The sequence below is a fragment of the Streptomyces sp. NPDC001787 genome, from assembly GCF_040297465.1.
In the GTDB taxonomy this organism is placed as follows: Bacteria; Actinomycetota; Actinomycetes; order Streptomycetales; family Streptomycetaceae; genus Streptomyces.
Window position 1 is genome coordinate 277192 of record NZ_JBEOZE010000007.1, and the last position, 20815, is coordinate 298006.

General features: G+C 72.2%; 18 protein-coding genes and 2 tRNA genes. 12 read left to right on the plus strand and 8 right to left on the minus strand.

Annotation, left to right across the window (positions count from 1 at the left end; translation table 11 throughout):
• Positions 1 to 4 precede the first annotated feature (4 nt).
• Positions 5 to 841 carry a GNAT family N-acetyltransferase gene (locus ABT170_RS13225; protein ID WP_329941763.1) on the plus strand — a complete coding sequence of 279 codons (837 nt, stop codon included), beginning with the start codon at positions 5 to 7 and terminating at the stop codon, positions 839 to 841.
• Positions 842 to 880: 39 nt separating this feature from the next.
• Here the strand turns inward: ABT170_RS13225 and ABT170_RS13230 are convergent, their stop codons facing one another.
• Positions 881 to 1396, minus strand: coding sequence for a DsbA family protein (locus tag ABT170_RS13230; protein WP_351866584.1), 516 nt, complete (start codon positions 1394 to 1396; stop codon positions 881 to 883).
• 156 nt (positions 1397 to 1552) lie between these two features.
• Between ABT170_RS13230 and ABT170_RS13235 the strand changes: the two genes are divergently transcribed.
• From ABT170_RS13235 to ABT170_RS13245, 3 genes are all read left to right on the plus strand, one after another.
• Complete coding sequence (locus ABT170_RS13235; RefSeq protein WP_329941761.1) at positions 1553 to 2014, plus strand: hypothetical protein; 462 nt, start codon at positions 1553 to 1555, stop codon at positions 2012 to 2014.
• A 148-nt stretch (positions 2015 to 2162) separates the two neighbouring features.
• Positions 2163 to 3200 carry a LacI family DNA-binding transcriptional regulator gene (locus ABT170_RS13240; RefSeq protein WP_443034247.1) on the plus strand — a complete coding sequence of 346 codons (1038 nt, stop codon included), beginning with the start codon at positions 2163 to 2165 and terminating at the stop codon, positions 3198 to 3200.
• Between the two features lie 91 nt (positions 3201 to 3291).
• The gene (locus ABT170_RS13245) at positions 3292 to 3468 is read left to right on the plus strand and encodes a hypothetical protein (protein ID WP_158074513.1); all 177 of its coding nucleotides are present in this window, start codon (positions 3292 to 3294) and stop codon (positions 3466 to 3468) included.
• A 50-nt stretch (positions 3469 to 3518) separates the two neighbouring features.
• On the opposite strand, the gene ABT170_RS13250 is transcribed toward ABT170_RS13245, so the two are convergent.
• Positions 3519 to 4121: a CGNR zinc finger domain-containing protein gene (locus ABT170_RS13250; protein WP_351866589.1), complete on the minus strand. Its 603-nt coding sequence runs from the start codon at positions 4119 to 4121 to the stop codon at positions 3519 to 3521.
• A gap of 362 nt (positions 4122 to 4483) precedes the next feature.
• Positions 4484 to 4897 (minus strand): SsgA family sporulation/cell division regulator, encoded by a 414-nt coding sequence (locus ABT170_RS13255; protein WP_003959770.1) that lies wholly within the window; start codon positions 4895 to 4897, stop codon positions 4484 to 4486.
• A 189-nt stretch (positions 4898 to 5086) separates the two neighbouring features.
• Between ABT170_RS13255 and ABT170_RS13260 the strand changes: the two genes are divergently transcribed.
• Positions 5087 to 5542, plus strand: a complete 456-nt coding sequence (locus tag ABT170_RS13260; protein WP_351866592.1) for a TIGR02611 family protein — start codon at positions 5087 to 5089, stop codon at positions 5540 to 5542.
• A gap of 54 nt (positions 5543 to 5596) precedes the next feature.
• Positions 5597 to 5668, plus strand: a tRNA-Val gene (locus ABT170_RS13265).
• 113 nt (positions 5669 to 5781) lie between these two features.
• Here the strand turns inward: ABT170_RS13265 and ABT170_RS13270 are convergent.
• Complete coding sequence (locus ABT170_RS13270) at positions 5782 to 8268, minus strand: SCO7613 C-terminal domain-containing membrane protein (protein WP_351866595.1); 2487 nt, start codon at positions 8266 to 8268, stop codon at positions 5782 to 5784.
• Between the two features lie 151 nt (positions 8269 to 8419).
• Here ABT170_RS13270 and ABT170_RS13275 point away from each other — a divergent pair.
• Positions 8420 to 8491: transfer RNA gene (locus ABT170_RS13275), tRNA-Val, on the plus strand.
• Between the two features lie 82 nt (positions 8492 to 8573).
• On the opposite strand, the gene ABT170_RS13280 is transcribed toward ABT170_RS13275, so the two are convergent.
• Complete coding sequence (locus tag ABT170_RS13280) at positions 8574 to 9302, minus strand: 3'-5' exonuclease (RefSeq protein ID WP_351866597.1); 729 nt, start codon at positions 9300 to 9302, stop codon at positions 8574 to 8576.
• 544 nt (positions 9303 to 9846) lie between these two features.
• Between ABT170_RS13280 and thrS the strand changes: the two genes are divergently transcribed.
• Positions 9847 to 11823 carry a threonine--tRNA ligase gene (gene thrS / locus ABT170_RS13285; RefSeq protein WP_266930922.1) on the plus strand — a complete coding sequence of 659 codons (1977 nt, stop codon included), beginning with the start codon at positions 9847 to 9849 and terminating at the stop codon, positions 11821 to 11823.
• Positions 11824 to 11882: 59 nt separating this feature from the next.
• On the opposite strand, the gene ABT170_RS13290 is transcribed toward thrS, so the two are convergent.
• Positions 11883 to 12563 carry a potassium channel family protein gene (locus tag ABT170_RS13290; protein WP_329941754.1) on the minus strand — a complete coding sequence of 227 codons (681 nt, stop codon included), beginning with the start codon at positions 12561 to 12563 and terminating at the stop codon, positions 11883 to 11885.
• Positions 12564 to 12629: 66 nt separating this feature from the next.
• On the opposite strand from ABT170_RS13290, the gene ABT170_RS13295 reads away from it, so the two are divergent.
• Positions 12630 to 13205: an HIT family protein gene (locus tag ABT170_RS13295; RefSeq protein ID WP_329941753.1), complete on the plus strand. Its 576-nt coding sequence runs from the start codon at positions 12630 to 12632 to the stop codon at positions 13203 to 13205.
• Between the two features lie 101 nt (positions 13206 to 13306).
• Here the strand turns inward: ABT170_RS13295 and ABT170_RS13300 are convergent, their stop codons facing one another.
• The gene (locus tag ABT170_RS13300; protein ID WP_266930920.1) at positions 13307 to 14977 is read right to left on the minus strand and encodes an AbeC-like domain-containing protein; all 1671 of its coding nucleotides are present in this window, start codon (positions 14975 to 14977) and stop codon (positions 13307 to 13309) included.
• 365 nt (positions 14978 to 15342) lie between these two features.
• Positions 15343 to 17559 (minus strand): elongation factor G-like protein EF-G2, encoded by a 2217-nt coding sequence (locus tag ABT170_RS13305; RefSeq protein ID WP_351866602.1) that lies wholly within the window; start codon positions 17557 to 17559, stop codon positions 15343 to 15345.
• A gap of 469 nt (positions 17560 to 18028) precedes the next feature.
• On the opposite strand from ABT170_RS13305, the gene pgsA reads away from it, so the two are divergent.
• The 3 genes from pgsA to ABT170_RS13320 are packed head-to-tail and all read left to right on the plus strand — an operon-like array spanning position 18029 to position 20786.
• Positions 18029 to 18709, plus strand: a complete 681-nt coding sequence (gene pgsA / locus ABT170_RS13310; RefSeq protein WP_329941751.1) for a phosphatidylinositol phosphate synthase — start codon at positions 18029 to 18031, stop codon at positions 18707 to 18709.
• An 8-nt stretch (positions 18710 to 18717) separates the two neighbouring features.
• The gene (locus ABT170_RS13315; RefSeq protein WP_329941772.1) at positions 18718 to 19629 is read left to right on the plus strand and encodes a phosphatidylinositol mannoside acyltransferase; all 912 of its coding nucleotides are present in this window, start codon (positions 18718 to 18720) and stop codon (positions 19627 to 19629) included.
• Positions 19626 to 20786, plus strand: coding sequence for a glycosyltransferase family 4 protein (locus ABT170_RS13320; protein WP_329941750.1), 1161 nt, complete (start codon positions 19626 to 19628; stop codon positions 20784 to 20786). The genes ABT170_RS13315 and ABT170_RS13320 overlap by 4 nt, the downstream gene beginning before the upstream one ends.
• Positions 20787 to 20815: the final 29 nt, after the last annotated feature.

Consider the following 20815-nt stretch of genomic DNA (forward strand, 5'->3'; position numbering starts at 1 on the left):
CGTGATGACCACGACACTCCGGCCGACCGGGCCGATTCAGCAAGGCGCCGACGGCGCACGGGCGCGTACCTACGACGTGTGCGACAACGGAAGAGCCGTCGGTGCCGTCGCGATCAGCACCGACGACTCCTTCGGCGCGACGGCCGGGGTCCTGAAATCCCTGCGGATCGACGAGCCGCAGCGCAGGCGGGGCCGGGGGACCATCGCCGCGCTCGCCGCCGAGGAGGTGCTGCGGGGCTGGGGCTGCACCCAGGTGCGCGTCGCGGTTCCGGAGGGCGACGAGGGTGCCCTGCGGCTGGTCACCGGGCTCGGCTACGCGGAGCGCAGCCGCAACATGATCAAGGGCCTGGGGCCGGGGCCCGCGGGGCTGCCCGCCGGGCTCACGGGGCGTCCCATGACCGCCGAGGAGTTCGCCCGCTGGCAGGTCATCAGCATGGAGGCGTACGCGCAGGACTGGATCGACCGGGGCGTACCGCAGGAGCAGGCACGCCGGAAGTCGGAGCGGGACCAGGCCCGCAATCTCCCCGACGGCCTGGCCACCGAAGGCATGTGGTTCCGTGTGCTGAGCCACGCGGACGAGCCCGTCGGCCATGTGTGGGTGGCGCGGCTGGAGCCGGAGCCGGGGGAGGCGATCGGCTACGTCTTCGATGTCGAGGTGGACCCGGCGCACCGGGGCAGGGGCTACGGCCGCGCCCTGATGGGCCTGGCCGAGGACGTCACCCGCGATGCCGGGCTGAGCCGGCTCGGTCTGCACGTCTTCACCACCAACACCCCGGCGCTCCGGCTGTACGAGTCGCTGGGCTACGCGGTCACCCAGCGCAACCTGGCCAAGGCGCTGTAGCCGGCGACGGGCCCCCCGGGGCCGCACCGGACCCGGGGGTCAGCCCCGCTCGGCGAGCAGCCGGTCGACGATCTCCTCGATCCGCTCGCGGAGCCCCTCCTGGCTCTTGCCGCCGTCCAGCCGTTCGTCGCCGATCACATAGGTGGGCGTGCCCGTCACACCGATCGCCCGGCCCTCGGCCTGATCGGCGTCGACGATCAGCAGATGCCGGCCGTCGATGAGCGCGGTGTCGAACTCCTCGGCGTCCAGACCCAGTTCTCGGGCCACATCCAGCAGCAGCGGCTCGCCCCGGCGGGCGAACTCGTCGGTCCTGGCCAGTACCGCCTCGACATACGGCCAGTCCTTGCCCTGTGCGGCGGCCTCCTCGGCGGCCTGCGCGGCGGCGTACGCGTGCTTGTGCTTGTCCAGCGGGAAGTGCCGGAACCGGACCTCGACGCGGTCGCCGTAGCGGGCGCGCAGCGCGGCCACGTCACTGAGGGCCAGGAAGCAGTCCGGGCATTCGAGCTCGCACCAGATGTCGAGGACGACCGGGGCTGCGGGGGTGGATTCGCTCATGTGATCAGTCTTCCAGGCCGGGCGGGCAGGTCCCAATCGGGACCTGGGGAGGAGCGCGGCCCTGAAAAGTCCCTGATGTGGCCCAGGGACGTGGCCCCGGCGGCGGTGATCGGTGCAGGATGGAAGGGACGTTTCCCCACGCGCCTGGAGGCCCTGATGCTTGCCGAGACCATCTGTTCCGCGGTGTCGGCGGCCGGCCTCGGCGTCGCCGCGGTCACCGCGTACCGCAAGCGCTTCCTCACGGCGACCAGGATCGCCGCCTACTCCCTGGTGCCGGTCGGGCTGGTCATGACCGGGATCGTCGAGTGGGTCTCCGGGATCGCCTTCAAACCGAGCGTCTGGCTCGGCTTCGGTGTGCTCGGGGTGGCCTGGCTGCTCTTCATGACCACGCGCGCCGTCGAACGCCGCAGCGGCACCACCCGCAAGGAGCGCAGGGCGGCCCGCGCCGCCGCGCAGAACGAGGCGGTCGCTCCCGCGGCCTCCGCGCCCTCCCTCGGAGCGGGCGCCCCGGCGGCGGCGCGCCCCCAGGGCCGGCCGAGCGGGAAGCAGCAACGGTCCGCCGCTCCCGGTGAGGACTTCAGCGACATCGAGGCGATCCTGAAGAAGCACGGCATCTGACGCCTCCGGCCGGCTCCTCGCCCCTGGGCGGTACGGGCGAACGGCGGCCGGGACGGCGCGGTGGCGCGTACCCGCCGTCGATACGATGGGGAACGCCGCGTGCTCGTGCGGTGCCGGACACATCAGTGGGGCAGGGCCAGTGGGGCGAGTGGCAGGGATCAAGGACGTGGCCCGGCGGGCCGGGGTCTCCGTGGGCACGGTCTCCAATGTGATCAACCGGCCCGAGGCGGTGCTGCCCCGGACGCGTGCCCGTGTCCTGGCGGCCATCGACGAGCTGGGGTACGTACGCAGCGAGTCGGCCCGGCAGCTCCGGGCGGGACGCAGCCGGATCATGGCACTGCTCGTCCTGGACATGGGCAACCCGTTCTTCGTCGAGGTGGCCCGCGGTGCGGAGAGCGCCGCCCGGCGGGCGGGCCTCGGCGTCATGGTCTGCAACAGCGGCCGGAGCGCGGCGGAGGAGGCCGAGTACCTCGGACTCTTCGCGGAGCAGCGGGTGTGCGGAGTCCTGGTCACCCCGGCGGACGCCACCGGGCGCAACCTGGAGGCGTTCGGCCGCCACCGGATCCCCTACGTCCTGGTGGACCGGGTGGCCTCCGGTGCCGAGTCCTGCTCGGTCTCCGTGGACGATGTGCGGGGCGGCGCGCTGGCCGTCGGGCACCTGCTGGCGGCCGGCCACCGGTCCGTCGCCTATGTCGGCGGCCCCGCCGACCTGCACCAGATCAGGGACCGGGAACAGGGGGCCCTCGCCGCCCTCGCCGAGGCGGGGCTCCCGCCGGAAGCGCTGGTCCCGATCGCCTCGGCGCGCATGGACGTGGCGGCCGGCCGCGACGCCGGAGCCGGCCTGCTGGGTCTCGTACCGCGCCCCACCGCCGTCTTCTGCGCCAACGACCTGCTCGCGCTGGGTGTGCTTCAGGCGCTGTACGCGGCCGGAGTGCGGGTTCCGCAGGATGTCGCCATCGTCGGCTACGACGACATCGAGTTCGCCGCGGCCGCGGCCGTACCGCTCACCTCCGTGCGTCAGCCCGCCCTGGAGATGGGGCGGTTGGCAGCGGAACTCCTGCTGGAGGAGGCGTACGACGAGGACGGCACCCACCGTCATCGCGGCGTGGTGCTCCAGCCGGAACTCGTCGTGCGCGCCTCCAGCACCGCACCGCCCCGTGAGGGGCCGGACATTCCGAAAATGTGACGGCGACTCGGACGCCGGAGCGAATTCGGATGACCCCTCAGCGGTGAACTCCCGCAGGAAAGAAGAGTGTTGATCGCCACGAGGGGCCGGGGTGAGTCATGATCACTTCGAGATGGTGGACACATCCCGGGGCGAGGCCCCCGCACCCCCGGTCGAAGAGCCACGTGGCTGCCTCTTCGCGCTTTCCCAGCCACCCCTGATGATCTTTCTGACGGTGATCGGCGTCCTGCTGCTCATGGCCGCGCTGCATGATCTCTTCATGCTGTGAGCCGCGCCGGGCCGTGGACCGGACGGCTGCCGCCACATGCCGGGGACGGGTCAGCCCGCGGCTTCCCGGCGCCGGGCGCGGTACGCGGCGACATGGAGCCGGTTGCCGCAGGTGCGGCTGGAGCAGTAGCGGCGGGAGCGGTTGCGCGACAGGTCGACGAAGGCCCGCCGGCAGTCCGGTGCCTCGCAGCGCCGCAGCCGCTCCTGCTCGCCCGCGACGACGATGAAGGCCAGCGCCATGCCGCAGTCGGCCGCGAGATGGTCGCAGAGCGCGGCGTCCGGGGCGAAGTAGTGCACATGCCAGTCGTAGCCGTCGTGATCGGTCAGCTGCGGTGTCGTGCCGGCCGCCGCCACCAGACGGTTGACGAGGTCGGCCGCGGTGCGGGCGTCCGGCGCCGCGAAGATCTCCGCGAAGCTGCTCCGTACGTCCCGCACGGCCCGCAGGTCCTTCTCGCCGAGCGTGCCGACACCGCTGATGAGATGGCGCTCCGCGAAGGCGTACAGCGTGTCGATGTCGGCGAGCCGGTCGGGGCCCGTGGACGCGTCCGAGGGGCCGTCCGCCGGCCCGTCTTCCGGCAGCCCGTGCCCCGGGGCGGTGTTCACCAGATCGACCACCGTGTCGAGGGCGATCCGGGTGTCGTGTGGGATCAGCACGCTTCGCTCCCTGGCCTCCGGCGGGCGGGCGCCCGCCGATGGCGGCTGACTCTACTGGCTCACCGCGGGCGCACCGGGCCGGGAGCGGGCGTGCGGGGGCCGCGGGGAGCCTATAACCGGCCACCGGGGCCGCGCGGGCCCTCAGCGCTCTGGGAGCGGGGCGGAAGGCGGCTGTGGGGCCCGTGGGGCCGGTGCGGTGTCGGCGACGGTGGTGTGACGCCGCCCGGGGGACGGCCGTGACACGCGCCGACGCCGTCGCCGCGGTGGATTCCGCGATGACGGCGCCGGTGTGTGCCGTATGAGGTTGTCCGCGCGACGCCGTCTCCCCGAGTCGGACGGCGTCCCGCAGCTCTCGGCCTGGCTCAGCTCTCGGCCAGGATGTGTGAGAGCTCCGTATCGAGATCGAAGTGACGATGCTCGGTGCCGGGCGGAACCGCGGCGTCGGTCCTTTTCAGGAACGACTCCAGGGCTCGCGCCGGGGCTTCGAGCAGGGCTTCGCCCTCCGGGGAGCTCAGTGCGATGCAGACGACGCCCTGGCCGTGACTACGTGATGGCCAGACGCGGACGTCTCCGGTGCCGGTGGGCCGGTGCAGCCCCTCGGCAAGGAGGTCACGGGCGAATACCCATTCGACCGTCTCCTCCGCTCCGGTGTGGAAGGTGGCGTGCACGGCATAGGGATCGGCCGTGTCATACCGCAGGCCCGCGGGTACAGGCAGTGAGGACTCGCTCGACACAACGAGGCGCAGGTGCAGCTCGCAGCTGACCGTGGTGTTCATAAGCGCCAGGGCCTTTCGCTCAGTGTGCGCTCGGGGATTCGCACGTCGGCGAAATCGACATGCCACCTACGGTGGTGTTGTAAACCCCTCTGACCCTTTTGTGGTCCTTGAGGTAGCTCGTACAGCGGTGTGTAACTTTGGGTTATGCGGCCATTCCGGTGACGAGGAGCGTTCGGGTAGGTTGGGTTCATGAGTGCGGAGAGTGACGAGCGGAGAGAGGTCGCCGGACGGACGGCCTCGGAATCCGCTGTGGGGGGTACCGCGAAAGCGGAGCGTGAGCTGGGGTCGCGGGCGCCGGCGTTCATCAAGTCGTCCAGGACGCTGCATCTGAGCTGGCAGGTCGGGGTCTTCATCGTCGGCCTCGCCGTCGTGGTCGCGGGCATCATCATGCTTCCGCTGCCCGGCCCCGGGTGGCTGGTGATCTTCGGAGGCATGGCGATCTGGGCGACCGAGTTCGTCTGGGCGCAGCTGGTGCTGCGCTGGACCAGGCGAAAGGTCACGGAAGCCGCCCAGCGAGCGCTCGATCCCAAGGTCCGGCGGCGCAACATCATCCTCACCACGGTGGGCCTGGTGATCATCGTGGTGCTGGTCGGGATCTACGTCTGGAAGTTCGGGATCACCATGCCGTGGAAGATCAGCCAGTGACCCGGGCATGGTCCTGGAGCACCGCTGACATGGGGTAATGTTTGCGGTGCGCCGGGGCGATTAGCTCAGTGGGAGAGCGCTTCGTTCACACCGAAGAGGTCACTGGTTCGAAACCAGTATCGCCCACCCGGACAGAGGGGCCGTGAGACTGCGAAGTCTCACGGCCCCTCCGCGTTTCCCGGCTCCACCGGCCCCCGCCGGCCCCGGGCAGTCGTTCCCGGGGCCGGCGGGGGCCGGGATCAGCGCATCCTGCCCAGGGCCTCCCGCACCCGCCGCGCGTCGCGCTTGCGCTGCTCGTACGTGGCTCCCACGACCAGCAGCAGCGCCCCGGCCAGCGCCGGCGGCAGCCACCGCGGCAGCGCGCCCACGACCTGCACCACATAGGGCGCCAGCTCATGCAGGGCCACCAGCGCCAGCACCGCGCCGCCGAGCAGCAGCACCGCCTGGAGCCGGAACCTGGCCCCCAGCAGCGTGGCCACCAGGGCAGCCACCCCCAGCAGCAACGGACGTACCCAGCCCGGATCGGCCCACGCCGCGCACAGACTCGGCACCAGCGTCACCGCGAGCCCCGCCCCGTACGCCGTCCACGAGGACGCCGCCGGATCGCGCCGCCGCCTCAGCACCCCGACCACCAGCGCGGGCACCGTCACCGGCAGGGTGTACGCCTCCGGGTCGGCCACCTCCGCCGCCGCCAGCCGCACCCAGGTGGCGGCCAGGAACAGCCCCACCGCCAGATACCCGGCCACCGGACGCCGCTCGGGCCGCACCGCCGTACCCGCGGCCAGCACCCCGCACAGCGCCAGCGCCAGGAACGGCGCGTCCGGGACCGCGAGGGCCAGCGCGACCACCGCGCCGAAGGCCCCCGTGAGCTCCACCGGCAGCGCCACCGGATGCCGCCGCAGCCGCGCCCCGAGCAGCACCGTCACCGCGGGCACCACCAGCATCAGCGGGGCGGCCCGGTATCCCGCCGGTCCCAGGGAGGCACAGGCAGCGGCGGTGAGGACGATCCCCCACACCACCGCCGCACACGCGAACAGCGACCGGGCCACCGCCGCGCGCGTCCGCACCGCCGCTCCGGCGAACAGCGCCACCAGCAGCGCGAACACCGCGTGGGTGGCGGCCTCGGAGGCCAGCGACAGCAGCCCCACGCTCACGGCGCCCAGCACCGAACCCACCAGCGCGGTCACCGCCGTACCCGAGGGCGGGCCGCCGGCCGGCCGGGCCATCGCCCGTACCGTCAGCTCCAGCGCCGCCGCGACCAGCGCCGACTCCAGGGCGAGTGCCACCGGGTAGGGCGCATCCAGCGCGGTTGCCGAAAGGAGCACCGCGCTCCATCCGAGAACCAGGGCACCCGCGCCCGCCGCACCCCGCAGCGGCTCACCCGGCGACACGAACGGAGCGGCGGCCCGCACCACAGCGGTCCACCACCGGTACGCCGACCCCAGCGCGGCGGCCACCAGCGCGAGCACCACCGGGGCGGCGATCATCTGCGACCACGGCACCGAGGCCCCGAGTGCCGCCCGGACACCGCCGGGCGCTCCCCGCCACACCTCGGACACCAGGGACAGCGGCCCCAGCAGCACCGCCGCGACCGGAGGCAGCGCCCATACCAGCGAACCGCCCGTCACCGCCGCCGAGGCGACCAGCACGCCCCGCCCGGCGGCCCGCGGCACCCGGGTCCGTACCACCGCCAACAGCGCCGCACCGCACAGCAGATACCCGATCACCTGCCACTGCGACGGCACCGCGGCCCCCAGCACTCCGCCCACCGCGGCGACCGCGGCCAGCCCGGCCACCGCACCGGCGACGGGCGCGAACCCGTTCGGCGCGCGCCATGCCCCGGCCAGTGCCACCGCGGCACCGGCGAGCAACAGCGCCCCCGGCGCCACCGCGCCGGGCGGACCGCCGGCCGCGAGCGACTCCACCAGGGCCACCAGCAGCGCGCCCAGCCCGGTCGCCGCCGCACCCACGCACGCCGCGACCCGCACCGCGAGACCCTTGCCCCGCAGCGCGATCACCACGTCGAACGCCGCTGTCACCAGCAGCGCCCACCCGAACACGAGCGCCGGCGCACCGGCCGCCCACGCCCACAGGAACAGCGGCCACTGGGCCATCGCCACGGCCGCGGGCAACGGCAGCCGCAGACCGCCCGACGTCAGACCGTAGGCCGCCCAGAGAACCGCGAGCACCGCCGAGGCGGCCGCGGTGAAACCGAGCCCGTCCGTGTCCGGTGCCGCCACCGCGTGCAGCGCGTAGGCGTCGAGGACGGTCAGCAGCAGGGCGAGCGCGGCCAGCGCCTCGGCGGTGGCCGCGAGCTTGCGGCTCAGCAGCAGCACGGGAGCTCCGGCCGCCACGAGGGTCACCGTGCTGAGCACCGCGGCGCGCCCGCCGATGCCCATCGTGCCCCAGCTGACCAGGGTGAACGCGATCGCCGCGATGGCCAGCAGCAGACCGCCGAGTGTGAGCAGCACGTTCTGCGCGCTGCGCGGCGCGGCGGCCGGCACGGCACCCCAGGGCCGGGACCCGGGTCCCGGGGGAGGTCCCCAGGCGGGAGCCCTGGCCCCCGGCGGCGGCCCCCACGGGCGCGCCGCCGGGGCCGCCGGCTGCTGGAGCGCGCTCACCAGCCAGGCTCGCCGGTTCAGCAACTGGAGCCTTCGGGCGTCCAGTCGCACCAGTTCTCGGTCGAGGAGCGCCAATTCCTCGGCGGGTGGCGGCACATGTTCCATGGACGCAGTGTGACCGCGGCCATATCGTCGTACATGCGCGCGGATACTCAGTTCCGGGCCTGAGTAGGTGTGCGGACGACGCGGTCGCACACCTCCGGCCGACGGCGTTTGAACGAAGCCCTCGGAGCCCTGTATGGTTCAACCCGTTCCCGGGCGATTAGCTCAGTGGGAGAGCGCTTCGTTCACACCGAAGAGGTCACTGGTTCGAAACCAGTATCGCCCACCGGGAAGAGCCGGTCCGTCAGCATCACGACGGACCGGTTTTCTCATGTCCGGGCTGCGGACCGCGCGCCGTACCCCCGGGCTCAGGCCGCCTCCGCCGGCAGTTCCGGGCGCAGCGGCCACGCCGGATCCACCACCTCGGGTGTACCGCTCCTGGCGAACCACGCCTGGAGCCCCCGGGCCTGGGCCGCGTGCCACATCGCCTGGAGGATGTGCAGCTCGGCCGGGGTCAGCCGCTCCAGACGGCCGGAGAAGCGCCGGCCCACCGCCCGTACCAGCTCCAGCGACGCCGTGGCATCGGCCGCCGCGTCGTGCGCCCCCTCCAGCACCACCCCGTACAGCTCGCAGAGGTCCGTCAGGGTGCGGCGGCCCTTGCGGTAGCGGTCCAGGTGCCTGTCGAGCACCCGGGGGTCCACCACACACAGCGGGGAGTTCTCCAGATATCCGGCCAGCGACGAGGCCCGGTGCCGCCTCAGCTCGCGGTCCAGCAGCGTCAGATCGAAGGGCGCGTTCATCACGACGAGCGGACGGCCCGCCGCGCAACTCTCGGCCAGCGCCCGCGCTATCTCCTCCACCACGGGCGCCGGCCACCGCCCGTTGCGCTGGAGGTGGTCATCGGTCAGGCCGTGGATCTCGGTCGCCCCCGCGGGCACCGGCACCCCCGGGTTGACCAGCCAGCGGGTGACGCGGCAGCGCCCGCCCGCGGTGTCCTGGACGACCAGGGCGGCCGAGACGATCCGGTCCTCCTCGACGTCCACGCCTGTCGTCTCCGTATCGAAAGCGGCCAGTGGCCCCTCGAACCAGTGCATCATCCCCGAACTCCTCGCACCTGCACGGCAGATGGAGTGATTCCCCCCTGCCAGATATCGGTGATACCCGGGCCGTTTGCCTGATACGCCGTTTGCGGCGGGTCTCCTGCGGTGACAACACAGGTGACGGGCAAGGAAGTTGATCCGTCCGCCGGTCCTCATCGGCGGACACCGGGCACGGACGCCGGCACGTCCGGAAGGCGCCCGGAGCTCCTGCCCGTGACGCTCGTCGTCAGGTGGCGCCCGGACCCGGCGGGCGTGGCTCCCCGGACCCGGCGGGCATGGATCCCGCGGTCCTCGGCGCCCCCGGCCGCTCCCGCCGATGGAAGCCAAGCTCATGGGGGCGGCGCCCCGTCCCGGCCGCTCCCGCCGCGTCACCGCCCGTCACTGACGGTCACCGTGCGTCGCCGTCGTCCGCCTGGGCCGCTCCGGACCGCCCGCGCCGGGCTCCGGCGGAACCCTTTCGCGTCCGGGGCCCCCGGCTCGGTACGATTCCTCTTGCGTGCGCAAGAGGAATGCGCCGCACCCCCTGAGTCAGGAGAGACCGGTGTCAGACGTCCGTGTGATCATCCAACGCGATTCCGAGCGGGAAGAGCATGTGGTGACGACGGGCACGACGGCCGCCGAGCTCTTCCCCGGTCAGCGCACCGTCGTGGCCGCCCGCGTCGGGGGCGAGCTGAAGGACCTCGCGTACGAGCTCAAGGACGGCGAGACCGTCGAGCCCGTCGAGATCTCCTCCGAGGACGGGCTCAACATCCTGCGGCACTCCACCGCGCATGTCATGGCGCAGGCCGTGCAGGAGCTCTTCCCGGACGCCAAGCTGGGCATCGGTCCGCCGGTCAAGGACGGCTTCTACTACGACTTCGACGTCGAGAAGCCGTTCACGCCCGAGGACCTCAAGGCCATCGAGAAGAAGATGCAGGAGATCCAGAAGCGGGGGCAGCGGTTCTCCCGCCGGGTCGTCACCGACGAGGCCGCCCGCGAGGAGCTGGCCGACGAGCCGTACAAGCTGGAGCTCATCGGCATCAAGGGTTCCGCCTCCTCCGACGACGGCGCGGATGTCGAGGTGGGCGGCGGCGAGCTGACCATCTACGACAACCTGGACCCCAAGTCCGGGGAGCTGTGCTGGAAGGACCTCTGCCGGGGACCGCACCTGCCCACCACCCGGTTCATCCCGGCGTTCAAGCTGATGCGGAACGCCGCGGCCTACTGGCGGGGCAGCGAGAAGAACCCGATGCTCCAGCGCATCTACGGCACCGCCTGGCCCACCAAGGACGAGCTGAAGGCGCACCTGGAGTTCCTGGAGGAGGCCGCCAAGCGCGACCACCGCAAGCTCGGCAACGAGCTGGACCTCTTCTCCTTCCCCGACGAGATCGGCCCCGGGCTCGCGGTCTTCCACCCCAAGGGCGGCATCATCCGCCGGGCCATGGAGGACTACTCGCGGCGCCGCCACGAGGAGGAGGGCTACGAGTTCGTCTACAGCCCGCACGCCACCAAGGGCAAGCTCTTCGAGAAGTCCGGCCACCTGGACTGGTACGCCGACGGCATGTACCCGCCCATGCAGCTCGACGACGGGGTGGACTACTACCTCAAGCCGATGAACTGCCCGATGCACAACCTGATCTTCGACGCCCGCGGCCGTTCCTACCGTGAACTGCCCCTGCGCCTCTTCGAGTTCGGCACGGTGTACCGGTACGAGAAGTCGGGCGTCGTGCACGGCCTGACCCGCTCCCGCGGGTTCACCCAGGACGACGCGCACATCTACTGCACCAAGGAGCAGATGGCCGAGGAGCTGGACAGGACGCTCACCTTCGTCCTGAACCTGCTCCGCGACTACGGGCTCACCGACTTCTACCTGGAGCTCTCCACCAAGGACCCGGAGAAGTTCGTCGGCTCGGACGAGGTCTGGGAAGAGGCCACCGAGACGCTGCGCCAGGTCGCCGAGAAGCAGGGCCTCCCGCTGGTCCCGGACCCGGGCGGCGCCGCGTTCTACGGGCCGAAGATCTCGGTGCAGTGCAAGGACGCCATCGGCCGTACCTGGCAGATGTCGACCGTGCAGCTCGACTTCAACCTCCCGGAGCGCTTCGACCTGGAGTACACCGGCCCCGACGGCACCAAGCAGCGCCCGGTCATGATCCACCGTGCCCTGTTCGGTTCCATCGAGCGCTTCTTCGCGGTGCTCCTGGAGCACTACGCGGGGGCGTTCCCGGTCTGGCTGGCCCCGGTCCAGGCGGTCGGCATCCCGATCGGTGACGCCCACATCCCCTACCTCCAGGAGTTCGCCGCCAAGGCGCGGAAGCAGGGCCTGCGGGTCGAGGTGGACGCCTCCTCCGACCGGATGCAGAAGAAGATCCGGAACCAGCAGAAGGCCAAGGTCCCCTTCATGCTCATCGCGGGCGACGAGGACATGGCCAACGGCGCCGTCTCCTTCCGTTACCGCGACGGCTCGCAGGAGAACGGCATCCCGCTCGACGAGGCCCTGGCGAAGATCGCGAAGGCCGTCGAGGACCGCGTCCAGGTCTGATCCCGCACCAGGGGCCGGGGCCGGTCCCGCACGAGGCCGTACGAGGGGCCCTCGGGGAGTCACCGACTCCCCGAGGGCCCCTTCTCGTCCTCCCGAGTGAACACCTGCAGCAGCCACGACGAGAACGAACCCGTCACCGCCCCCAGCAGTCCCAGTCCGCACACCATCAGCAGGGCCGCGACGGTCCGGCCGCCCGGGGTGACCGGGGTGGCATCCCCGTACCCGACCGTGGTCAGCGTCGCGCACGCCCACCACACCGCGTCCCCGAAGGTACGGATCGTGGCCCCGGCGGCCGTGTGCTCCTGGTGGTACACCGCCAGGGCGGCGGTGAAGCCGAGGAGCAGGGCGCTCAGACCGGCGTAGGCCATCACCCGTGCGTACAGGTTCAGCCGCGGCTGCCGGTCACGGCGGTTCTGCACCGCCGTATAGATCCGGATCACCCGCAGCGGGCGCAGCAGCGGCAGCGCGAGCACCAGGGTGTCGAGCCAGTGCACGCGGACGAAGCGGGCACCGAGGCCGCTCAGCCGCAGCCGTGCGGCGTAGTCCACGGCGAAGAGCAGCCAGGTCGAGCAGACCAGGGCGAGGGCGATGTCCCGCCAGGGCCCGGTGTCGTGGGGCGCGAGGACGCGGACCGCGTAACCGAGCAGGAAGACCACGGAGGCGATGAACAGCGGGATCTCCGTGCGCTGCTCCCAGCGGGCCAGTCCGGGCGCGGCCGTGTACGCGGATCGGTTGCTCATGTGCCCAGCCTCGCGGGGCGCGGACCGGGGCGGCCCCGGCGACACGCTCGGCGGGGGTGAAGCAATATGCTGATCGGCATGACGAGTGAGCCGGAGCAGCAGATCGGAGTGGGGACGCCCGACGCATTCCAGCGCCTGTGGACGCCCCATCGGATGGCGTACATCCAGGGTGAGAACAAGCCGAGCGGTCCGGGCGCCGAGGACGGTTGTCCGTTCTGCGTGATCCCGGCCAAATCGGACGAGGACGGGCTCATCGTCGCGCGCGGCGAGAGCGTCTATGCCGTGCTGAACCTGTACCCGTACAACGGCGGCCATCTGATGGTCGTGCCCTACCGGCATGTGGCCGACTACACGGAACTCAACGGTCCGGAGACCGCGGAGCTGGCCGACTTCACCAAGCGCGCGATGGTCGCGCTGCGGGCGGCGTCCGGGGCCCACGGGTTCAACATCGGAATGAACCAGGGATCGGTGGCCGGGGCGGGCATCGCCGCGCATCTGCACCAGCACCTGGTGCCGCGCTGGGGCGGGGACACCAACTTCATGCCGGTGGTCGGTCACACCAAGGTGCTGCCGCAGCTGCTGGGGGACACCCGGTCCATGCTGGCCGACGCCTGGCCCGCCGGGGAGCTTCCGGCCGGCTGAGCCGCGCCGTGCGACGGACGTGGGGCGCCCCCGGCGATCCGGCCGGGGGCGCCCCACGGTGTCCGTACGGGACCGCGTGTGCCGGACCCGTACGCGCGTTCCTACGCGTCGTAGACGTCCGCCTTCTTCGGCGACGGGTCCTGCACCATGCCGCTCAGCACCATCGAGCGGTTGTCGAAGCGCTCGGTGTCGACGCCGTGCTCCGCGAGGACCCGCATCGCCGCCGAGTGCACGACGCGCAGGACGGGGGTCGCGGCGCGCATCGCGTCGTCCGCCATGAAGCGGTGGTTCCACGGCTTGGCGGCCCAGGCGTGGCGCAGGCCGAAGGGCTCCGGGAGGACTATCTTGCCGCCGAGGTAGTCCAGGAGCGGCGGGTACCAGGTCAGCGGGGCGCGCAGCGCGAGCCGGACCACCTCGGTCGCGTCGACGAGCGGCAGCTGGATCTTGCGGGTCTCCCAGAACCTGACGGTTTTGTTGACCGTCCGGGACTTCTCCTCCGGCTTGGACAGGAAGAGCCCGTGGACCGGGCCGAGCGCGTGCCCGGTCACCTCGATGCGCAGGGTCTCGTGGAGCACGGTGACGGTGATCATCATCGTGATCACGAGCTGTCCGTCCCAGAGCGTGAACTGGACGCCGAGGTAGTGACGGTCACCGCTGCCGAACTGCTGGTGGTTGCAGATCCGCTGTATCTCGTGCGGTTTGACCTGGAAGGTGGCGACGTCCTCGCCGTCGGGGCGGGAGACCGACCCCGCGTTCTCGCCCACGGGCGACACGATCCAGTGCTTGACGGACGGGGTGGGGAAGCCGCCGGTGTTCAGCGGTCCGCGCTCCAGCATCTTCAGCTGGTCGTGGATGATCCTGATCAGGTCCCAGCTGCGGAACTGGTGGATCTCCTTGGACGGGTCCTTGGCGACCAGTTCCTCCGCGAGCTGCCAGCTGCCCCAGCGGGTGCCCATCCCCAGGACACCCTTGGGGCCGGCGTAGAAGACCGAATTGGACTGCTGCTCGGCGGAGAGCTTCTCCAGGCCCTGGCGCAGCGCCTCGCGGGCCGTCTCGTTGGGGTTCTTCGGCACGGCCTCGGGAATCTTGGCCACGACGCCGCCACCGGACAGCAGCCCCTCCCAGCGGGCCCGCATGTCCTTGGCGGACGCCTCCGCGATCCGTTTCGCGACGAGCCAGCCGATCACCGGGGCGATGATCGTGCCGCGCAGGTAGAACGCCAGGATTCCGTCCAGGGGCAGCTTGACCAGGAGGATCAGGGCGCCGATGCCGAAGGCGAACAGGAGGGCGGTGCCCACCGACCGGAAGACCTTGTCCTTGGACTTGTTGAGGGCGTCGCGCCCCCGGAAGACCAGGACCCACGCCAGCAGTCCGGGCAGGAACAGGATGCCGAACACCCCGGTGACCAGGGTCAGCCGGGTGTCCCGGGCCTTGCGCAGTCTGCTCGCGGAGAGGCAGTGCTCGACCACGGTCTGGGGGTCGGTGCCGAACGACTGGATGAGTGCGCCGCGGGCGCCTCCCAGCATTCTTTCCTGGACGGCACGGGCGAATGCCTCGCCGAGATTCGGCTTGAAATAGTCGGACTTGAAGAGCTTGGAGGAGCCCGGCTTCACTTCGGACTTGTGCCACTCGCTGTTGGCTTCGAGGATCTTCTCCACCGGGCTGTCGCGGTACGCGGCGGAGGCCAGGGCGTTGGTCGCCACCGCCTGTCCGCCCGATCCCTGCAGCGGAATCTGCGCTCCGGGTGAAAAGTCGAATCCGTCGTTGGCCACTGTCGCCCCCACTCGCCGCATGGTCTGCTCCTGCGGGTGTGCCCAACTACCGTACGCGGCATACCTTCTGAGCTGCGACCACAGCGTAGCGTCCGGATCGTGACACCGCCCGGTCCCCGGTCGGGGGCCGGCAGTGATTGCGACACTCCGTCAGGCATGCGCCGCACACCGCGGCGCGTGCGCCCCGTATGCGCCGCGCACGCTGTCGTGCAAGTGCCGGGCCGTCATCGCCCCCGCACGTCCCGGCCGCCGCTCGCTCCCGGCCGCCGCTCGCTCCCGCCGCCGCTCGTCCTGCCCGCTGCTCGCTCCCGCCCGCTGGCTGTCCCGGCGGCTGGTTGTCCTGTCCGCCCCTCGTCCCGCCCCGCTCACCCGCCGTCCTTCGTCTCCTCACGGACACGGTCGGCGAGCCGGCGCGGCATCGCTTCGTGCCGGGCGTACGAGCGGTCGAAGCGGCCGGTGCCGTGCGACAGGGACCGCAGGTCGACGGCGTACCGGCCGATCTCGGTCTCCGGCACCTCGGCCCGTACGAGGGTGCGCCCGCCGCCGGCCTGCTCGGTGCCGACGACCCGGCCGCGGCGTCCCGAGAGATCGCTCATCACGGGGCCCACGTAGTCGTCGGGGACCAGGACCCGGACCTCGGCGACCGGTTCCAGGAGCTGGATACGGGTCTCCGCGGCGGCCTCGCGCAGGGCCAGCGCGCCGGCGGTCTGGAAGGCGGCGTCGGAGGAGTCCACCGAGTGCGCCTTGCCGTTCAGCAGGGTGACCCGCAGATCGACCAACGGGTGCCCGGCGACGAGTCCGCGGGCGGCCTGGGCCCGGACGCCCTTCTCGACGGAGGAGACGAACTGACGGGGTACCGCCCCGCCGACCACCTTGTCGACGAACTCGATACCGGCGCCGGAGGGCAGCGGCTCGACCGCGATCTCGCAGACGGCGTACTGGCCGTGGCCGCCGGACTGCTTGACGTGCCGGCCGCGGCCGGACGCGGGACCGGCGAAGGTCTCCCGCAGCGGGACCAGGTGCGGTACGGCGTCGACGTTGACGCCGTACCGGCTGCGCAGGCGCTCCAGCGCGACGTCCTGATGGGCCTCGCCCAGGCACCACAGGACGACCTGATGGGTGTCGGGGTTCTGTTCCAGGCGCATCGTGGGGTCCTCGGCGACCAGCCGGGCCAGACCCTGGGAGAGCTTGTCCTCGTCGGCCTTGCTGTGGGCCCGGACGGCGAGCGGGAGCAGCGGATCGGGCATGCTCCAGGGCTCGATGAGGACCGGATCGTCCACGGGGGACAGGGTGTCGCCGGTCTCGGCGCCGCCCAGCCCGGTGACACAGGCGAGGTCGCCGGCGGCGCAGCGGTCCAGGGTGCGCTGCTGTTTGCCGAACGGGGAGGAGAGCGCGCCGACGCGGACCTCCGCGTCGTGGCAGGGGCGTGGCTCGTGGCCGCCGCCCGTGAGTCCGCGGCCGCGGACATGCACGGTGTCGTACGGGCGCAGCGTGCCCGAGAAGACGCGGACGAGCGAGATCCGGCCCACGTACGGGTCGGAGGAGGTCTTGACGACCTCGGCCAGCAGGGGACCCTCCGGATCGCACACCGGGGCGGGGCGGGGTTCGCCCTCCGGGGTGATCACGGCGGGCGGGACGCGTTCCGCCGGGGCGGGGAAGCCGCGGGTGATCAGTTCCAGGAGCTCGACGGTGCCGATGCCCTGACGGGCGCCCTCCGGCGCGGGGGCGGCGGTGAGGACGGGGTGGAAGGTGCCGCGTGCGACGGCGCGTTCGAGGTCGTCGAGGAGCGTGCGGGTGCTGATCTCGCCACCGCCGAGATAGCGGTCCATCAGGGTCTCGTCCTCGCTCTCGGCGATGATCCCCTCGATCAGCCGGTCGCGGGCCTCCCGCAGCTGTTCGCGCCGGCCGCCGACGGGCGCGCTCTCCTTCCGTTCGCCTCCGGAGTAGTCGAGGACCCGCTCGGTGAGCAGGCCGGTGAGTCCGGTGAGCGGGGCGTGCCCGTCCGGGCCCTCGGGGCCCTGGACGGGCAGATACAGCGGGAGTACGGCGTCGGGGTCGTCGCCGCCGAAGATCTCCGCGCAGATCCGGGTCATGTCGTCGAAGGAGGTGCGCGCGGTGTCGAGGTGGGTGACGACGATCGCCCGGGGCATGCCGACCAGCGCGCATTCCTCCCACACGGCGCGGGTGGTGCCGGCCACGGCGTCCGCCTCCTGGGCGGCCGAGACGATGAAGAGGGCCGCGTCCGCCGCGCGCAGACCGGCCCGGAGTTCCCCGACGAAGTCCGCGTAGCCGGGGGTGTCCAGCAGATTGATCCGGTGGCCGCCCCATTCGACGGGGACCAGGGAGAGCTGCACGGACCGGTGCCTGCGGTGCTCCATCTCGTCGTAGTCGGAGACCGTCGCGCCGTCCTCGACCCGGCCGGCCCGGTTGACGGCGCCCGCCGCCAGGGCCAGGGCCTCGACCAGGGTGGTCTTTCCCGATCCGCTGTGGCCGACCAGCACCACGTTTCGCAGGGAGGAGGGGTGGCCGGCCGCCGGTGCCCTTCCGGCGGCTCCGGGGTGTGCGTGCGATGTGGTGCCCATGAGGTGTGCCTCCCGGCTGGGTGCGCGGGCGGGAGGGAGATCCGCCCGCGAGGTGGGGGAGATCGGTCACGGGCACGGGGGAGCCGCCGCGGCGGCTTCGGCGACGCCCGCGGTGTCTGCGGCCCGCCCCGCGCCGGAGAGCGGGCTCCCCGCCGTGGGGTGGGCCGTAATCCGAGCTTTCCACTCCGGCCGTGCCGCGTCCATACGTCGCGCCCCGGCGCGGCCGTATGCGGTGCGCCGGAGCGTGACCGTGCGCCGTGCGCCGTGCGCGCCGTGGGCCGGGGGCCGTGCGCCGTCGAGCCGGGCGGCCGGGCGTGAGCGTGCCGGTACACCGTGCGTGAGCGACGGTGAGGGAGAAGACACCTCCGCGGCGACGGGTGCCCGTCCGGTGGAGCGCACGGGTCGTGACTACGATGGGCCAGCCGGTGGCCGAAAGGGCCGCTCGGCCAACCGAACCCTCGGGAAGGCCATGCTGAACAAGTACGCGCGTGCATTTTTTACGCGTGTCCTCACACCGTTCGCCGCTCTGCTGCTCCGTCTCGGGGTCAGCCCCGACGCGGTCACTCTCATCGGCACGGCCGGAGTGATGGCAGGCGCGCTGGTCTTCTTCCCGATGGGGGAGTTCTTCTGGGGCACGATCGTCATCACGGTCTTCGTGTTCTCCGACCTCGTCGACGGCAACATGGCGCGGCAGGCCGGGATCTCCAGCCGGTGGGGCGCGTTCCTCGACTCCACGCTCGACCGGGTCGCCGACGGGGCGATCTTCGGCGGGTTCGCCCTGTGGTACGCGGGCGGCGGCGACGACAACGTGCTGTGCGCCGTCGCGATCTTCTGCCTGGCCAGCGGTCAGGTGGTCTCGTACACCAAGGCGCGCGGCGAGTCGATCGGTCTGCCGGTCGCGGTGAACGGTCTGGTGGAGCGTGCCGAGCGACTGGTGATCTCGCTGGTCGCGGCGGGCCTGGCGGGTCTGCACGCGTTCGGTGTGCCGGGGATCGACGTCCTGCTTCCGATCGCGCTGTGGATCGTCGCCGCGGGCAGCCTCGTGACGCTGATCCAGCGCGTGGTGACCGTGCGCCGCGAGTCCGCCGAGGCGGACGCCGCCGCGGACGCCGGTGGTACGGCGGAGCAGGGGAGCGGGGCCGCACAGTGAGCGGCACCGTGTCCCGGCTGAGGGGACGGCTGACCGACGGGCTGTACGGGCTCGGCTGGGGCGCGGTGAAGAAACTGCCCGAGCCCGCGGCCCAGGCCCTCTTCCGTACCCTCGCCGACCAGGTGTGGAAGCGGCGGGGCAAGAGCGTCCTGCGGCTGGAGTCGAATCTGGCGCGCGTGGTGCCGGACGCGAGTCCGGCCCGCCTCGCCGCCCTGTCCAAGGCCGGGATGCGCTCGTACATGCGCTACTGGATGGAGTCGTTCCGGCTGCCGGCCTGGAGTCCGCAGCGGATCAAGGACAGCATCGACGTCACGGACGCCCACCGGCTGACCGAGGGCCTGGACGCCGGGCGCGGCGTGATCCTGGCGCTGCCGCACCTGGGCAACTGGGACCTCGCGGGTGCCTGGGTCACCACCGACCTCAAGGTGCCGTTCACGACGGTCGCCGAGCGGCTCAAGCCCGAGACGCTGTACGACCGCTTCGTGGCCTACCGCGAGGGCCTGGGCATGGAGGTCCTGCCGCACAACGGCGGGGCGGCCTTCGGAACCCTGGCCCGCCGGCTGCGCGCGGGCGGTCTGGTCTGCCTGGTCGCCGACCGCGATCTGTCGGCCTCCGGGGTCGAGGTGAGCTTCTTCGGCGCGACGGCCCGGATGCCCGCGGGACCGGCGCTGCTGGCCCAGCAGACCGGCGCGCTGCTGCTCCCGGTCACGCTCTCGTACGACGGGACGCCCGTGATGAAGGCCCGGATCCACCCGCCGGTCGGGGTGCCGGACACCGGCAGCCGCGGTGAGCGGACATCCCTGATGACACAGGCGCTGGCCGACGCCTTCGCCATCGGCATCGCCGAGCACCCGCAGGACTGGCACATGCTGCAGCGGCTCTGGCTCGACGACCTGGACCCCCGGGGGGAACAGCCGTGAAGATCGGCATCGTCTGCCCGTACTCCTGGGACGTACCCGGCGGGGTGCAGTTCCACATCCGGGACCTGGCCGAGCATCTGATCCGCCTGGGCCACCAGGTCTCCGTGCTGGCCCCCGCGGACGACGAGACCCCGCTGCCGCCGTACGTGGTGTCGGCCGGGCGGGCCGTTCCCGTGCCGTACAACGGCTCGGTCGCCCGGCTGAACTTCGGCTTCCTGTCGGCCGCGCGGGTGCGCCGCTGGCTGCACGACGGCACCTTCGACGTGATCCACATCCATGAGCCGACCTCGCCGTCGCTGGGCCTGCTGGCCTGCTGGGCCGCGCAGGGGCCCATCGTCGCCACGTTCCACACGTCCAATCCGCGATCCCGGGCGATGATCGCCGCGTATCCGATCCTCCAGCCCGCGCTGGAGAAGATCAGCGCGCGGATCGCGGTGAGCGAGTACGCGCGGCGGACCCTGGTGGAGCACCTCGGCGGCGACGCCGTCGTCATCCCCAACGGTGTCGATGTCGGTTTCTTCGCGAAGGCGGAGCCCCGGGCCGAGTGGCAGGGCGGGACGATCGGCTTCATCGGCCGGATCGACGAGCCCCGCAAGGGCCTGCCGGTCCTGATGAAGGCGCTGCCCGCCATCCTGGCCGCACGTCCGGGGACCAGGCTGCTGGTCGCGGGGCGCGGCGACGAGGAGGAGGCGGTGGCCTCGCTGCCCGCGCAGATGCGCGAGCGCGTCGAGTTCCTCGGCATGGTGAGCGACGAGGACAAGGCGCGGCTGCTGCGCAGCGTCGATGTGTACGTCGCGCCGAACACCGGCGGCGAGAGCTTCGGGATCATCCTGGTCGAGGCCCTGTCGGCGGGCGCGCCCGTGCTGGCGAGCGATCTGGACGCCTTCGCCCAGGTGCTGGACCAGGGTGCGGCGGGCGAGCTGTTCGCCAATGAGGACGCCGACGCGCTGGCCGGTGCGGCGATCCGGCTGCTGGGCGACCCCGAGCGGCGTACGGAGCTGCGTGAGCGGGGCAGCGAGCATGTGCGGCGCTTCGACTGGGCGACGGTGGGGGCGGACATCCTCGCGGTGTACGAGACGGTGACGGACGGTGCGGCGTCGGTGGCGGCCGACGAACGGACGGGCCTGCGGGCGCGGTTCGGGTCGGCCCGGGACTGACGGCCGGGCGCGGACGCCGGACGGGCGGG

What these genes read in the sequence shown, in the direction of transcription:
- ABT170_RS13225 (WP_329941763.1), top strand. Translation starts at nt 5, where the DNA reads ATGACCACGACACTCCGGCCGACCGGGCCGATTCAGCAAGGCGCCGAC.
- ABT170_RS13230 (WP_351866584.1), bottom strand. Translation starts at nt 1,396, where the DNA reads ATGAGCGAATCCACCCCCGCAGCCCCGGTCGTCCTCGACATCTGGTGC.
- ABT170_RS13235 (WP_329941761.1), top strand. Translation starts at nt 1,553, where the DNA reads ATGCTTGCCGAGACCATCTGTTCCGCGGTGTCGGCGGCCGGCCTCGGC.
- ABT170_RS13255 (WP_003959770.1), bottom strand. Translation starts at nt 4,897, where the DNA reads ATGAACACCACGGTCAGCTGCGAGCTGCACCTGCGCCTCGTTGTGTCG.
- ABT170_RS13260 (WP_351866592.1), top strand. Translation starts at nt 5,087, where the DNA reads ATGAGTGCGGAGAGTGACGAGCGGAGAGAGGTCGCCGGACGGACGGCC.
- ABT170_RS13270 (WP_351866595.1), bottom strand. Translation starts at nt 8,268, where the DNA reads ATGGAACATGTGCCGCCACCCGCCGAGGAATTGGCGCTCCTCGACCGA.
- ABT170_RS13280 (WP_351866597.1), bottom strand. Translation starts at nt 9,302, where the DNA reads ATGATGCACTGGTTCGAGGGGCCACTGGCCGCTTTCGATACGGAGACG.
- ABT170_RS13290 (WP_329941754.1), bottom strand. Translation starts at nt 12,563, where the DNA reads ATGAGCAACCGATCCGCGTACACGGCCGCGCCCGGACTGGCCCGCTGG.
- ABT170_RS13295 (WP_329941753.1), top strand. Translation starts at nt 12,630, where the DNA reads ATGCTGATCGGCATGACGAGTGAGCCGGAGCAGCAGATCGGAGTGGGG.
- ABT170_RS13305 (WP_351866602.1), bottom strand. Translation starts at nt 17,559, where the DNA reads ATGGGCACCACATCGCACGCACACCCCGGAGCCGCCGGAAGGGCACCG.
- pgsA (WP_329941751.1), top strand. Translation starts at nt 18,029, where the DNA reads ATGCTGAACAAGTACGCGCGTGCATTTTTTACGCGTGTCCTCACACCG.